The organism is Streptomyces sp. CA-106110 (genome assembly GCF_050936285.1).
In the GTDB taxonomy this organism is placed as follows: Bacteria; Actinomycetota; Actinomycetes; order Streptomycetales; family Streptomycetaceae; genus Streptomyces.
Genome location: NZ_JBNJNB010000001.1, coordinates 284,346 through 296,697, shown reverse-complemented (window position 1 = coordinate 296,697; position 12,352 = coordinate 284,346). Strand labels below are relative to the sequence as shown.

General features: G+C 67.2%; 12 protein-coding genes and 1 pseudogene. 11 read left to right on the top strand and 2 right to left on the bottom strand.

What is annotated here, in order from left to right; translation table 11 throughout:
* The first annotated feature begins 75 nt into the window (after window positions 1-75).
* Window positions 76-405, top strand: a complete 330-nt coding sequence (gene trxA / locus ACQEXA_RS01550) for a thioredoxin (RefSeq protein WP_351365694.1) — start codon at window positions 76-78, stop codon at window positions 403-405.
* 67 nt (window positions 406-472) lie between these two features.
* Here the strand turns inward: trxA and msrA are convergent, their stop codons facing one another.
* The gene (gene msrA, locus ACQEXA_RS01545; protein ID WP_433128243.1) at window positions 473-982 is read right to left on the bottom strand and encodes a peptide-methionine (S)-S-oxide reductase MsrA; all 510 of its coding nucleotides are present in this window, start codon (window positions 980-982) and stop codon (window positions 473-475) included.
* Between the two features lie 641 nt (window positions 983-1,623).
* Here msrA and ACQEXA_RS01540 point away from each other — a divergent pair.
* The 7 genes and pseudogenes from ACQEXA_RS01540 to ACQEXA_RS01510 all read left to right on the top strand — a co-directional run bounded on the left by ACQEXA_RS01540 (window position 1,624) and on the right by ACQEXA_RS01510 (window position 6,422).
* Window positions 1,624-1,971, top strand: a complete 348-nt coding sequence (locus ACQEXA_RS01540; RefSeq protein ID WP_433128241.1) for a GNAT family N-acetyltransferase — start codon at window positions 1,624-1,626, stop codon at window positions 1,969-1,971.
* A 184-nt stretch (window positions 1,972-2,155) separates the two neighbouring features.
* Complete coding sequence (locus ACQEXA_RS01535) at window positions 2,156-2,620, top strand: DUF5709 domain-containing protein (RefSeq protein WP_359408865.1); 465 nt, start codon at window positions 2,156-2,158, stop codon at window positions 2,618-2,620.
* Between the two features lie 392 nt (window positions 2,621-3,012).
* Window positions 3,013-3,807, top strand: a complete 795-nt coding sequence (locus ACQEXA_RS01530; RefSeq protein WP_433134406.1) for a sigma-70 family RNA polymerase sigma factor — start codon at window positions 3,013-3,015, stop codon at window positions 3,805-3,807.
* Between the two features lie 51 nt (window positions 3,808-3,858).
* The gene (locus tag ACQEXA_RS01525; protein WP_359408861.1) at window positions 3,859-4,572 is read left to right on the top strand and encodes a sigma-70 family RNA polymerase sigma factor; all 714 of its coding nucleotides are present in this window, start codon (window positions 3,859-3,861) and stop codon (window positions 4,570-4,572) included.
* Window positions 4,573-4,788: 216 nt separating this feature from the next.
* On the top strand, window positions 4,789-5,388 hold the full coding sequence (locus tag ACQEXA_RS01520) for a sulfite oxidase-like oxidoreductase (RefSeq protein ID WP_432938115.1): 600 nt from the start codon (window positions 4,789-4,791) through the stop codon (window positions 5,386-5,388).
* Window positions 5,358-6,113, top strand: coding sequence for a ferredoxin reductase (locus ACQEXA_RS01515; protein WP_433128239.1), 756 nt, complete (start codon window positions 5,358-5,360; stop codon window positions 6,111-6,113). The genes ACQEXA_RS01520 and ACQEXA_RS01515 overlap by 31 nt, the downstream gene beginning before the upstream one ends.
* Window positions 6,004-6,422, top strand: a pseudogene (locus ACQEXA_RS01510) (DUF6510 family protein). Before ACQEXA_RS01515 ends, ACQEXA_RS01510 begins: the two are co-directional and overlap by 110 nt.
* 397 nt (window positions 6,423-6,819) lie before the next feature.
* Here the strand turns inward: ACQEXA_RS01510 and pstB are convergent.
* Window positions 6,820-7,599, bottom strand: coding sequence for a phosphate ABC transporter ATP-binding protein PstB (gene pstB / locus ACQEXA_RS01505; RefSeq protein ID WP_359408853.1), 780 nt, complete (start codon window positions 7,597-7,599; stop codon window positions 6,820-6,822).
* 1,146 nt (window positions 7,600-8,745) lie between these two features.
* Here pstB and ACQEXA_RS01500 point away from each other — a divergent pair.
* From ACQEXA_RS01500 to ACQEXA_RS01490, 3 genes are all read left to right on the top strand, one after another.
* A complete protein-coding gene (locus tag ACQEXA_RS01500) occupies window positions 8,746-10,302 on the top strand; it encodes an aminotransferase class I/II-fold pyridoxal phosphate-dependent enzyme (RefSeq protein WP_433128237.1) in 1,557 nt (518 codons plus the stop codon).
* A gap of 532 nt (window positions 10,303-10,834) precedes the next feature.
* A complete protein-coding gene (locus tag ACQEXA_RS01495; RefSeq protein WP_432938121.1) occupies window positions 10,835-11,569 on the top strand; it encodes an SDR family oxidoreductase in 735 nt (244 codons plus the stop codon).
* Between the two features lie 244 nt (window positions 11,570-11,813).
* The gene (locus tag ACQEXA_RS01490; RefSeq protein ID WP_361827722.1) at window positions 11,814-12,287 is read left to right on the top strand and encodes a GNAT family N-acetyltransferase; all 474 of its coding nucleotides are present in this window, start codon (window positions 11,814-11,816) and stop codon (window positions 12,285-12,287) included.
* Window positions 12,288-12,352 lie beyond the last annotated feature (65 nt).

The following is a 12,352-nucleotide window of genomic DNA, read 5'->3' as shown; positions in this document are numbered from 1 at the left end:
GCCACCTGACACGGACCCCGGGCGGGGCAGCCAAAAAGGCGTCGCCCAAGGCCGCTCGCATACGAAGGAGCCCGCATGGCAGGCAATCTGAGAAGCGTGACCGACGAGACCTTTGCGGACGAGGTGCTCAAGAGCGGCAAGCCTGTGCTCGTGGATTTCTGGGCCGAGTGGTGCGGGCCCTGCCGCCTTGTAGCACCGGTCCTTGAGGCGCTCGCCGCCGAGCACAGTGACAAGATCACGATCGTCCAGCTGAACGTCGACGAGAGCCCCCGCACCGCTGAAGAGTACGACGTCAGATCCATCCCCACGCTCAACGTCTACCGGGACGGCAAGGTCGTCAAGACGGTCATCGGGGCCAAGCCCAGGCTGGCCCTGGAACAGGACCTGCAGGAGTTTCTGAGGTGACCGGGCCCTGAAGGCGCAACGCCCGCCGCCGCGCCTGCTGCGAGACGCTGCGGCAAGCGCGGGCGGGTCAGGCCGGTGCTCGAGGCAGCTTCCGGCCTTTCCGGACGTACTGATTCATGTGCGCGTCCGGATGACGCTGGAGGTAGTTCTGGTACTCAGGTTCCGCCTCCCAGAACGTGCCGGACGGAACAACCTCCGTAACCAGCTTCCCCGGCCACAGTCCAGACGCGTCGGAGGCCGTGATCACAGCCCCTGCGATGCGTCGCTGCTCCTCGTCCAGGTAGAAGATGGCGGACCTGAAGGTCAAACCGATGTCGTCGCCCTGCCGGTTCAACGTGGTGGGGCCGTGGATCTGGAAGAAAAACTCCAGGATGCTGCGGTAGTCCGTCCCGGACGGGTCGTAGGTGACCTCGACCGACTCCGCATGGTTCCCGTGGTTTCGGCATGTCGGTTCCACCACCTCGCCGCCGGTGTAGCCGGCACGGGTCCCCACGACACCCGGAAACCTGCGGAACAGCTCCTGCATGCCCCAGAAGCATCCGCCCGTCAACACGGCATGCCCCCTTGTCGGTACCACGTTGTGTTCCCCCTTCTGCAAGGCCGGAATCGACTGAAGCCGTCCGACACGAGACCGGCCCCGACAGACAATGTCCGCCCCTTCGCCCGGCCGCGGCAGCTGGACAGTAGCCCTCGACTCTGCGGCGTCGAACCGCTGAGTCGTTCACCGTTAGCTGCCTCGACCGCGGACTCCTTACCCGGTGTCTGCAAGTGCCAGGCCGGGAGTGCCCCGCAAGAGGTTCCGAGCGTCTCTGATTGGCTTAGCGAGCCTGAGCGTTGCTCAGCCTTGGGAGCCAATCGCCTTCGTGCCCTGGTACTGAACGACAGGAGCCGCCAGCCCGCGTGGCACGTCCCTCCGGACGCTGGTCGACCGGGCCGCAAGACCCGACCGAGGAGGGTGCCCGACGTCGCCTGGGCGCCGGGCGTGCGCGTAGCACTCTGCCACAGGTTCACTACGCTTCGCTAATCCAACTGGTGAGCCTGCCCGGGCCACGGCGCAGTCCCTTGTCCCGAGGGCTGCCCCGGAACAGCCCGGACACGGTCCGAAGCCAGCCGCGGGCAGGCGCACACTGCCGTCTCGGACCATCCCCCCGAGACAAACGCGTACGCGCGCCCACTCAGCAGCGGCGCCGAGCCGCCCAACCGAGGAGTAAGACAGCCATGACCAGCAGAGAAACGGGCCCAGCAGATGACGGTCGCGTCGAGATCGCGGACAATCCCGGCGGGCGCTTCTACGAGTTGCGCTACGGCGACCAGGCAGCGGGCATACTCGTCTACGAGACGGCCGGCTCGCGACGCGTGCTGACCCACACGACCATCCGGGAGGAATACCGCGGTCGGGGCTGGTCCAAGCTGCTGATTCGTTTCGCTCTCGACGACCTCGCTGCCAAGGGAGCGACGATCACCAACTACTGCCCGGTGGTCGACCGGTTCATCGAGGAGAATCCCGGATACGAGCAGCTGATCGACCTCGACCACCCTGGCAACTGGGGCGGGTCTGGGAGGTAGGAACGTGGCAGGACGGCCCAAGGGGCTTCCTCGCTACTTGACTGCAGCCGGTGGCCGGCCGCCCGGGCGACTACGCCGGATAGACGCCTCGTCGACACCAGGCCGCTTGAATGGCCTTCTTCCGCCGCGCCGTCTCCGAGACGCCAGCACCGAGATGCCGCGTGGCTCCGACGGCATGGAGGCCATGATGACTTCACCAGACGATTTCCCGTCCTACGATGACCTGGCTTCCTCCAACCCACTGCGCTCACAGGAGGAGTACGACGAGGACGAGCTGGGGGAGGACGTCCTGGACCGGGGCTACTCACCCGCGAATGCACCCCTCGCCGTCAACGACTGGGGTGTCACCGCGAGGGAGGGCGCCTCCCACGAGGACCTCGCGCATCGGCTCAGGCGCGAGGTGCCGGAAGCCGGTGCACCGGACGAGGGCGACGGGCTGGGCGACACGATCGGCACGGACGGAGAGCTCATCGACGACCAGGTCGGCGACGAGCGCGCGGGACGCCTCCTCAGCTGGGACACAGACGTTCTCGCCGCAGGATACGACGGCGACGACTACTGGGCGCGGGACGTGGGCATCGACAATGGTGCCGCCTCCGCCGAGGAGGCGGCCGTCCACGTGGTGCCTGACACCCGAGAGGACTCCTGAGTGATCGCCTGCCCCCGGCCGGGCCAGGGGCAGGGGCGAACCCGAACTGCCCGGCCCAGAAGGCAATGAGCCAGGGGCAGGGGCGAGCCCGAACCGCCCGGCCCGGAAGGTGCTGAGGCAGGGGAGGATTCCCGGCTGTCCCTCCGCAACCGGTCGGCGGGCTGTACGTCGGCTCACCCAGGACAGGCGCATTCGCGGAAGACCCACCGTTGCCAGGACAGCCCGCACGGCACCCCGGCCCGGCAGAAGTTGTTGGGGCAAGCACGTCAAGCAGCTCTTGGCAGACGTTGGGGCCGCCCGGATCCGCCGCTGCACCCAGACCAACGGAGCGGGCTGACACCAGCCGAGGCCGGCCTGTTTGGGCGCGAAGATAGGCAGCGACTGTGAAAACGATGCACTTACCGCCGGAGCCCAGCACCAGCAGCCAGCAGGAGAGCCCCGCCCAGCGCCGTGTGAGATTCGAGAAGGAAGCCCTCCCGCATCGCCGTGCCCTCTACGCCGCCGCCTGGCGCATGACTCGCCACGCAGCAGACGCTGAGGACCTGGTCCAGGAAGCGTACGCGCGTGCGTACGCATCGTTCGACCAGTTCCGGCCGGGTACGAACTTCGGAGCCTGGATAAAGAGAATCATGGTCAACCAGCACATTTCTGCACGTCGCAGGCAGCAGTGCAGACCGCGCCTGTGTTTTTCCTCCGAAGTCGAAGACCAGCAGCTGGTGCGTCTCGGCGCCTACGCTTCTGGAGCGCTGAAGTCGGCCGAAGCCGATGCGCTGGAGCGCGTCGTGAATCCCGACCTCAGAGCAGCCTTCTGTCAGATTCCCCGTCCGTACCGTCTCGCTGTGTACCTCGCTGACATCGAGGGCCTCTCCTATCGCGAGATCGCGGAAACCATGGGGACCCCGGTGGGCACCGTGATGTCGCGCATCCACAGGGGGCGCCGGCAGCTGCGCTGGCTGCTGCCACAGTACGCGCCCGGGCAGCGGCAACATGACCGCCCGCTACCGGGAGGAGGACCGCGAGTCTCCTCTGCCGGGCCCGCTCACCAGCCAGGCGCCGCAGTACGGGAGAGCACGCCCCACGCCGCGCACGAGTCGCTCACCGAAATACGCCGGAAGCTTCGTCCGTCAAATCCCGGGATGCACGCACGGCGAAAGCGAAAACGGCGACTTCACGTAGACGGCCTGTAGATAGTGCCGTGGTTGGCTTATCCGTACGAGATGACCTGGAGATTGAGAGCCATGCACTCTGCGGATGCCAGAAGAACGTGCCGCTCGGCTCCGAATGAACATGCCGGAAGCGGTGGCAGGGCTCCGGCAGCAGGGCCCGTCAAGGGTCGGGGACAACTCGACCCGGAGTCCGCCGCCTGGGTAGATGCGCTCGGAGTCGGTCGCGGGCAGCAGTACGAGCAGGCCTGCACGCGGCTGCATGAACTGCTGGTGCGGATCGCCATGGACGAGGTGTTCCGTCGGGGTCCTCGTTACCGAATTACCGGACCCGAACTGAACGACCTCGCCCACCATGCGGCCGCCGACGCACTGATGAAAATCACGCACAAAATTCAGGAATTTCGAGGCGATGCCAGGTTCACTACATGGGCATTCCGGTTTGTCGTACTTGAAGTGTCCAGCAAGCTGGGCCGCCATTTCTGGCGTGTTTCAAACGCCCGATTCGACTTGGACGAATGGGCGCAAGTTCCCGACCGCTCCGGCACTGACCCCGTCAGTCACTGGCAGGCGCGAGAGCTGGGCGAGGCTGTACGCGACGCAGTCGAGACGGCACTGAGCGCCCACCAGCGGCAGGTCTTCACTGCCGTCGTCAACGGTGTTTCCCTGGAAACGCTCGCCAGCGAGCTGGAGACGAACCGGAACGCGCTCTACAAGACGATGTTTGATGCCCGCAAGAAACTGCGAGCCCAGCTGATAGCCACCGGACACCTCAGCGGCGCAGGCTGATGCGGCGACGACCACGTCGGACCGGGCGACGCTGACCGGGGTCCCCGCATCGCGGCCACACGCATCCCGGGCCCGACAGCCCCAGGACGGACAAGAGAGGCTGCGCCGCCAGGCGTTCACCTTCCCGGGGCGTCCCAGGTAAGAAGTCGCTTCCCCCGTGCGCTCACCTCCGCAGGGGCCCGCAGGGGCCGCACTGGACGAACAAGGACGGCGAGCATGGCGTTCATCTCGCGCGGATTCCACGGCCGAAGGCCGTCGGCGGGCACGAAGCTGCCGCCCGGGCAGTACGAGACGACCGGCTTCCCGGTGCTGTCCGCCGGGCCAACTCCCCGCATCCGGCAAGACGACTGGAAGCTGTCCGTGACCACGGAAGCCGGGACGCAGCATGTGTGGGACTGGGCAGGCCTGATGGCACTCCCGCCAGAGTCCCCGACCGTCGACCTGCACTGTGTGACGAAGTGGTCGAAGTTCGGCACCAAGTGGCAAGGCGTGTCCCTGGACGTTCTGCTCGCGGACGTGGAGACGGCCGCAGAGCACGTCCTCGTCACCTCGTACGGGGGCTACACCACGAACATCCCCCTCGCCGACCTGGTCGACGGCAAAGCGTGGATCGCCTACGGCTACGGAGGCAGCGACCTGGCGCCCGAACACGGTGGCCCCGCCCGGCTGCTGGTCCCGCACCTGTACCTGTGGAAGTCCGCGAAGTGGGTCCGCGAGATCGAGCTGCGGAAGAAGGACGTGCCCGGCTTCTGGGAGAGCGCCGGCTATCACAACTACGGAGACCCATGGCGAGAGCAGCGGTACCAGGGAGACTAGGCGACCGGCTCCGGTGGCGGGCCGCCGAGGTAACGGGTCGGCGCGTGGAGTCGGCGACGGCCGTCACCCTGACACTGGACCTGCCGGGCTGGCCCGGGCACCTGGCCGGCCAGCATGTGGACGTCAGGCTGACCGCAGAAGACGGCTACAGCACCCAGCGCAGCTACTCGATCGCCTCGGCCTCCAACGGCCGGAGCCTCGACCTGACAGTCCAGCGCACGCCCGGCGGGGAAGTGTCGCCCTACCTCGTGGACGAGCTCGTGCCGGGGGACCAGCTGGAGCTGCGCGGGCCTGTCGGTGGCTGGTTCGTCTGGAGGCAGCAGCAGACGGAGCCGGTTCTGCTGGTGGCGGGCGGATCGGGACTCGTGCCTCTGATGTGCATGGTCCGCGCGCGGCAGGCGGCCGGCAGCCGTGCCCCGTTCCGGTTGCTGTATGCAGCGCGGACCCCGTCGGACCTGCTGTACCGCTCGGAGCTCCGCCAGGGGGCGCCGGGGCTGGATACGACGTACCTCTACAGCAGAGAGGCCCCGAAAGACTCACCGCGCCCGCCGGGGCGCATCACCCCTGAGGACTTGGTCCGCGGCGGCTGGCCCCCCGACTTCGAGCCGACCTGCTATGTCTGCGGGCCCACACCGTTCGTCGAGAAGACGGCTGCCTACCTGGTGCTCCTGGGACATGCACCTGAGCGAGTGCGTACCGAGCGCTTCGGCGACAGTGGAGGTTGAGATGGCGTCCGTAGAGGCCAGCGGCCCAGATGTGGACGATACTCATGCCGGGTATGCCGACGGAAACGCGCTGGCAGGGCCTCTGTCCGCAGTCTTCGCCGTTGATGTGACCGCCGCGACGAGCCGATGCGCCAACTGCGGTTGCACAGCCCCCTTGCTCGCCCGCATGTGTACAGGCACGCACTTGGCCTTGTCGCACGCTGCCAGCAGTGCGGGAGGGTCATGCTGCGTACGACGCGCACGAGGGACACGGTATGGCTCGACATGAGCGGCGCGGCCTCGCTGGCAATTCCATTGGGAGAGATCTGAGTTCCCGGGTACCACCGCGCTGGCTCTGATACTGACGGACGTTGTTGACGGGTGGGTCTCTCACCCAGAGGAGTGATCCGCATGACTGAACGGGAAAGGTCCCGACTCGCTGACCGGTGATCTTGCGCGCAGGCCCCGTCCTTCAGGGCGGGGTGAACGCATCGTCGATCTGCGCCCGGCCGTCCGGCCGGGCGTTTCCGCTGCTCGGTGTACTGCCGGATGATCGACAGCGGCGCGCCGCCGCATGCTGTTGCCAAGGCCTTCTGGTCCGGGCACAGCACGTTGAAGCAGGAGGGCATCGGGAGGGTCGGTCGACCCTGGCGGGAACCCCCGCCCTCGATAGCAGGGGGCATGGTCACCGCATGGGGCCTTCGTCGAGGCTGGGACATGGGAGCGGCTATCCGAAGCGGCCCGAGACGTAGGCTTCCGTGCGTGGATGGCTCGGGTTGGAGAAGATCTTTACGGTGTCGTCCATTTCCACGAGCCGGCCTGGCTGTCCCGTCTGTTCGAGGTCGAAGAAGGCCGTCCTGTCGCTGACGCGCGCGGCTTGCTGCATGTTGTGGGTGACGATCACGATGGTGTACTGCTGCCTGAGGCTTCGGATGAGGTCCTCGATGGCGAGCGTCGAGATCGGGTCGAGCGCCGAAGCCGGCTCATCCATCAGCAGCACCTCGGGCTCAACTGCTATGGCCCGGGCGATGCACAACCGCTGCTGCTGGCCCCCTGAGAGCCCGGCACCGGGACGGTCCAGCCGGTTTTTTACCTCATCCCAGAGACTCGCCGAGCGCAGCGATTCCTCGACGATGCCGTCGAGTTCCGATCTAGGCATGCGTCGATTGTGGAGCGTGACGCCAGCAGCGACGTTGCCGTATATCGACATGGTCGGAAAGGGGTTGGGCCGTTGGAAGACCATGCCGACCGTGCGCCTCACCTGGACGGGGTCGGTTGTGGGGGCGTAGATGTTGTCGCCGTCGAGGAGCACGGCGCCTTCGACGCGCCCACCAGGCGTGACCTCGTGAAGCCGGTTCAGCGTGCGCAGGACCGTCGACTTGCCCGTCCCCGACGGGCCGATGAACGCGGTGACGCTGCATGCCTCGATCGACAGGTCCACGTCGGCAACGGCAAGAAACGTCCCGTAGTAGACGTTCAGGCCTTTGACGTCGACACGTTTCCCCACCGGAATCTCCTGCCAGTAGACGTCGAAAAAGAAGACTATTTCGTCCGGAGTGTACGAGGCGGCTCGGACGACGGGCAACTGCCATGACCATGGGCCCGGCCCGGCTGCTCCATCGAAGAATCCCCTCGCGGCCAGCGGAAACCGACGGGACCCCAGAGCCGGCGGAGGTCTCGGCCGCATGAAGGGTTCCTCTTGTGTTCACCGCCAGCACATTATCGATGGACCTCATCGTCCAGTTCTCTGACCGCATGCCTCTCGAGGGGCTGCCTCGTCCCGGTGTCTGCACGTACTCGTCGGCGGTTGGCCGGGCCGCGGTGTCTCACCCGCGACGGGGGCGTCCACGGGGCGCCGACCGTAGAGTGTCCTGAGGGCTGAACCCGCTCAACCGGAAGGGTTGAGCGTGCTCGAGAAAGGGCCCGGTCACTGAGCGGGGTCGGACCCAGTGGGACCTGGCACACGCTGCGGCCAAGCGCTGATGCAGACGCCGCTCACGGGTTGCCAAGTGTCTCCGCCAGACTGGATAGTGGACTCTAGAGACCCGTTTGGAGTCGAACCTGCCTGTTGGTTCGGCTTGCCGTGGCGTGGACGTGGGGGATGAGGTGGCCGTTCCTCCGCGCCCGTCGTACTGGACCCTTAAGACCATAGTCAGGCCACCGCGTAAGAAACCCGGCTGTCGAAGGCCCTGCCCGGACACGGCGCCACAGATCTCGTCTGCTGGAACCACGTCCCTGCTGCCCGTCAAGCCGTCGCCCGGCTTCACGTGGCACAGGAGCGGCAGGCGACGTTCGCAGCGTACTCGCAACGGCCGCCGAGCCGACGGCCTGGAGGCGCACGGCAGCGCGATCCATGACATTTCGATCGGTCGACGTAAGAAGCCGGCGCTGCCCGCTGCTAAGGGGACAAGGGCTACGACCAAGGCCGCATGCGTACGCATAACTGCTCGACAGGCCGTCCAGGCCGCCCCGCGAAGCGTATACAGGCCACGCGCCCCTGAAGGCCACGTCGGCCGCGGCCGCCGGCTTCGGGTGTGCGAGGTCCGGGCCCACGGAATGGACCTCGCACCAGACCGGTGAGGAGACCACCACGAGCCCGTCCCTGGGGCGGCAGCCCTTTCGGCCAGCGGCTCCGTTCCCAAGGAGGCACGTCGTGACGGACAGGATCCGGCAAGCGAAAGCCGAGGCCTTCCGAGCGCTGCACGAGGAGGGCACACTCGTCCTCCCGAACGTGTGGGACGCAGGGAGCGCCGTCCTCATCGCCCGGGCCGGCGTGGAAGCCCTGGGCACCACCAGCGCTGGCGTGTCGTGGGCTCAGGGCCACCCCGATGGCCAGATCCTCACAGCAGATATCGCCTCTGATTTGATTCGAACCGGCAGAGGTGTGCGCCGTGCGCTGGCCGAAGCCGTGCGCGAAGCTGTCCGCACCGGTCACCTGGCCCCGGGGACACGGCTGCCCTCCTCCCGCCAGCTCGCCACCGACCTCGGCCTTGCCCGCAACACCGTGGCCGATGCCTACGCCGACCTCGTCGCCGAGGGATGGCTCAACGCCCGCAGAGGCTCGGGCACACTCGTGGCAGACAGGATGATCACTCGGCCGATCATGTCGCGCTCGGCCGACGACCCATCCGGTGACCCTTGCCACGGCCTGATCCCAGGCAGCCCCGACCTCGCCACCTTTCCTCGTGCAGCCTGGCTGAAGGCCGCACGCCGCGCCCTGGCCGCTGCCCCCGACGACGCGCTCGGCTACGGCGACCCCCGCGGCCGGCCGGAACTACGGGCCGCTCTCGCGGACCACCTCGCCCGAGCCCGGGGCGTGTACGCGAGTCCGGAGCACATACTGATCTGCGCCGGCGTCTCCAACGGCCTCCAGATCCTGAGCGGAGTCCTGGCCGGGCGGGGGGCGAGGAACATCGCCGTCGAGTCCTACGGCCTAGACAGGCACTGGGGCCTGCTGGAGGCTGCCGGGCTGAACACCCTCCCGCTTCCCTTGGACACCGACGGGACCGACCCGGTGCCGCCCGTCGGCACCGACGCGGTCCTGCTCACACCGGCTCACCAGTTCCCCGTGGGCACGGCGCTGCAGCGCAACCGCCGGACGGCCGTCGTGGACTGGGCCAGACGGACCGGCGGGCTGGTATTGGAGGATGACTACGACGGTGAGTTCCGGTTCGATCGCCAGTCCGTCGGGGCGCTCCAAGGACTCGACCCCGACTGCGTGGTCTACCTGGGTACCGCCAGCACGACCCTTGCTCCTGGTCTGCGGCTGGCCTGGATGGCGCTGCCTCCCAGGCTCGCTGAGGAAGCCGTGGCGGCCAAGGGGCAGATCGACTCGTGCGAGGTACTCAGCCAGCTGACGATGGCGGAATTCATCACCTCCGGCGCCTACGACCATCACGTACGTGCTGCCCGTCGCCGCTACCGCGATCGACGAGACGCTCTCGTCACAGCCCTGGCCCAGAACGCCCCAAAGGTGGGCGTCATCGGGACAGCGGCCGGCCTGCACACCGTGCTCGGTTTGCCGCCCGGGACCGAGCAGCGGGTCCTTCAGTCGACAGTTCGGCAAGGCCTCAAAGTGGCTGGCCTGTCCCAATACCGCCATGAACGGTCCCTGAGCGCCATGGCCGATGCCCTCGTCGTTGGATACGGGGTGCCCTCCGACGCCGCGTGGCCTCAGGAACTCTCCGCACTCGTGCGGATCCTTTCCTGACGCGCCCCTGAGTAGAAGGGCTTCCATGCGGTGGCAACGGCGGGCGGCAAGCCCAAGGAGGCGATGCCTGGATGCTGTCTCTCCAGGTCGGACCGGAAGTTCCTGGTCAGGTTGCGGACGAGGTTGTCGAGACCGCACCCGCGGGGGCACGCCACGGCAATCTGCTCCTTTATGGTCCACTACCTCTCGCGAACGACCGCCTATGCCGATCTCGTCGACGCCGGACACCCGGGCTACTCCGATCGTGCTGCTGCCGAGCCGGCACGGGTGCAGGCCGGTCGCTGAGACCACCGGGCCGCAAGCAGGAGTCCCCTCGGACGAGCCCCATCGCGGGCTCACGACGTACTGCCTCGAGCCAACGGCGGCGGAGTGCAGCGACTCAGCCGCGGGCCAGGGTGATTCGGGCACAGCTGGCCAACGGCGATGAGCTCACGTCCCGCATGGCGCCAAGTCAACGGTAAGAGGCGGAGTCCACCCGACACTAACCCTCTCGCCGAACGCGCGAGCTGGCTCTGACTAAAGGTCGAAACACATGAAGATCGCTGTTATCGGCGGGACCGGGCTTATCGGATCGCAGGTGGTGAAGATCCTGAACGCGGGCGGGCACGAGGCGGTGCCACACTCGTCGTCCACCGGACTGGACCTGTTGAGCGGGAAAGGCTTGCCCGAGGCGTTGGCGGGAGCCGATGCCGTCGTGAACCTGACGGACTCGCCGACCTTCGATGAGGCCTCGCCCGCGTTCTTCCAGACGACGATGGACAACCTGCTGCCGGCCGCCAAGTCCGCCGGCGTCGGCCACGCGGTGGTCCTCTCGATTGTCGGCGCCGACCTGGTGCCGGACCTGGTGTACTACCGAGCCAAGGTGCTGCAGGAGGACATCCTCAAGGCCGGCCCCGTGCCGTACTCGATCGTCCGCGCCACCCAGTTCTTCGAGTTCATGGACGCGGTGATGTCGTGGACCTCCGACGACAAGACCGTCCGCCTGCCCACCACGCGCATCCAGCCCATGGCCTCGGCCGACGTCGCCCAGGCCGTGGCCGAGGTCTGCGTGGGAGCCCCGCTGCGCGGCACCCGCAACGTCGCCGGCCCCGAGGTCTTCACGCTCGACGAGCTGGGCCGGATCACTCTGGCCGCCCGTGGCGACCAACGCACCGTCGTCACCGACAACAACGCGGGCAAATACGCCGTCGCCTCGAGTGACGCTCTCGTCGCCAAGAGCGACGCGGTCATCGCCAAGACCACCTATCGGGACTGGCTCGCGCGGTGACTGAGACGGCGCTCGCACGACCTCCGTGGTGCGGGCCCCCGGCCGTACGGTCGACCGGTCAGGCCGGGACGGACACCGCCGTGTTCTTCTCCGGGTCGACCATCCACTGCACGTGGTCGATCCCCGCCGTGGAGAACAACCCGGAGTCTGCCGACCTCATCGACCTCAAGCACCCGGGAGTTACCAAAGGCCGCACGCGTTTGTCTCAAACCACCTATTAATTTCCCCGACAGAAAGTGTGACAATGACGATCAATCTCGGGGCCGAGGCGTCGGCCCGTGAAGAGAACAACGCTGCGCTCATCGCTGCTTTGGACGAGGCAAGTCTCAGCGAGGTGGAGTCCAGCTGGGAGCTCGATGTGCTCAACGACGCGGAGCACGGTCGCTGGATCGCCGCCCTCGGTGATGAAGCGATCGCTGAGCTCTCGTACCGGTTCGTGGGCGGTCGCGTTGTGCTGCTGACGACGTGGGTCGACCCCGCCTACCGTAAAAATCGGGTGGCCACAGAGCTCGTCTCTCGCGTGCTGGACGAGATCCGCGAGAGCGGGAAGAAAATCACCATCATCTGCCCGGTCGTGGGTGAGTTCATCGACCGTAACCCTGCGTACGCCGACCTCATCGATAAGGTCCATCCCGGCGCCGGCGCCTACCCCAAGCACAAACCCGCGGAAGGCGGTCACGACGAGGAGCTCACCGCGATCGAGCACGACCTGGCGTAGCCGTCCGGCGTTCAGACATGGTTGCCTGTCACGGCATACGAAGCGCGCTACATGTTTACCGCGGC

What these genes read in the sequence shown, in the direction of transcription:
- trxA (WP_351365694.1), top strand. Translation starts at nt 76, where the DNA reads ATGGCAGGCAATCTGAGAAGCGTGACCGACGAGACCTTTGCGGACGAG.
- ACQEXA_RS01490 (WP_361827722.1), top strand. Translation starts at nt 11,814, where the DNA reads ATGACGATCAATCTCGGGGCCGAGGCGTCGGCCCGTGAAGAGAACAAC.
- ACQEXA_RS01530 (WP_433134406.1), top strand. Translation starts at nt 3,013, where the DNA reads ATGCACTTACCGCCGGAGCCCAGCACCAGCAGCCAGCAGGAGAGCCCC.
- ACQEXA_RS01515 (WP_433128239.1), top strand. Translation starts at nt 5,358, where the DNA reads ATGGCGAGAGCAGCGGTACCAGGGAGACTAGGCGACCGGCTCCGGTGG.
- ACQEXA_RS01495 (WP_432938121.1), top strand. Translation starts at nt 10,835, where the DNA reads ATGAAGATCGCTGTTATCGGCGGGACCGGGCTTATCGGATCGCAGGTG.
- ACQEXA_RS01535 (WP_359408865.1), top strand. Translation starts at nt 2,156, where the DNA reads ATGATGACTTCACCAGACGATTTCCCGTCCTACGATGACCTGGCTTCC.
- ACQEXA_RS01540 (WP_433128241.1), top strand. Translation starts at nt 1,624, where the DNA reads ATGACCAGCAGAGAAACGGGCCCAGCAGATGACGGTCGCGTCGAGATC.
- ACQEXA_RS01520 (WP_432938115.1), top strand. Translation starts at nt 4,789, where the DNA reads ATGGCGTTCATCTCGCGCGGATTCCACGGCCGAAGGCCGTCGGCGGGC.
- ACQEXA_RS01525 (WP_359408861.1), top strand. Translation starts at nt 3,859, where the DNA reads ATGCACTCTGCGGATGCCAGAAGAACGTGCCGCTCGGCTCCGAATGAA.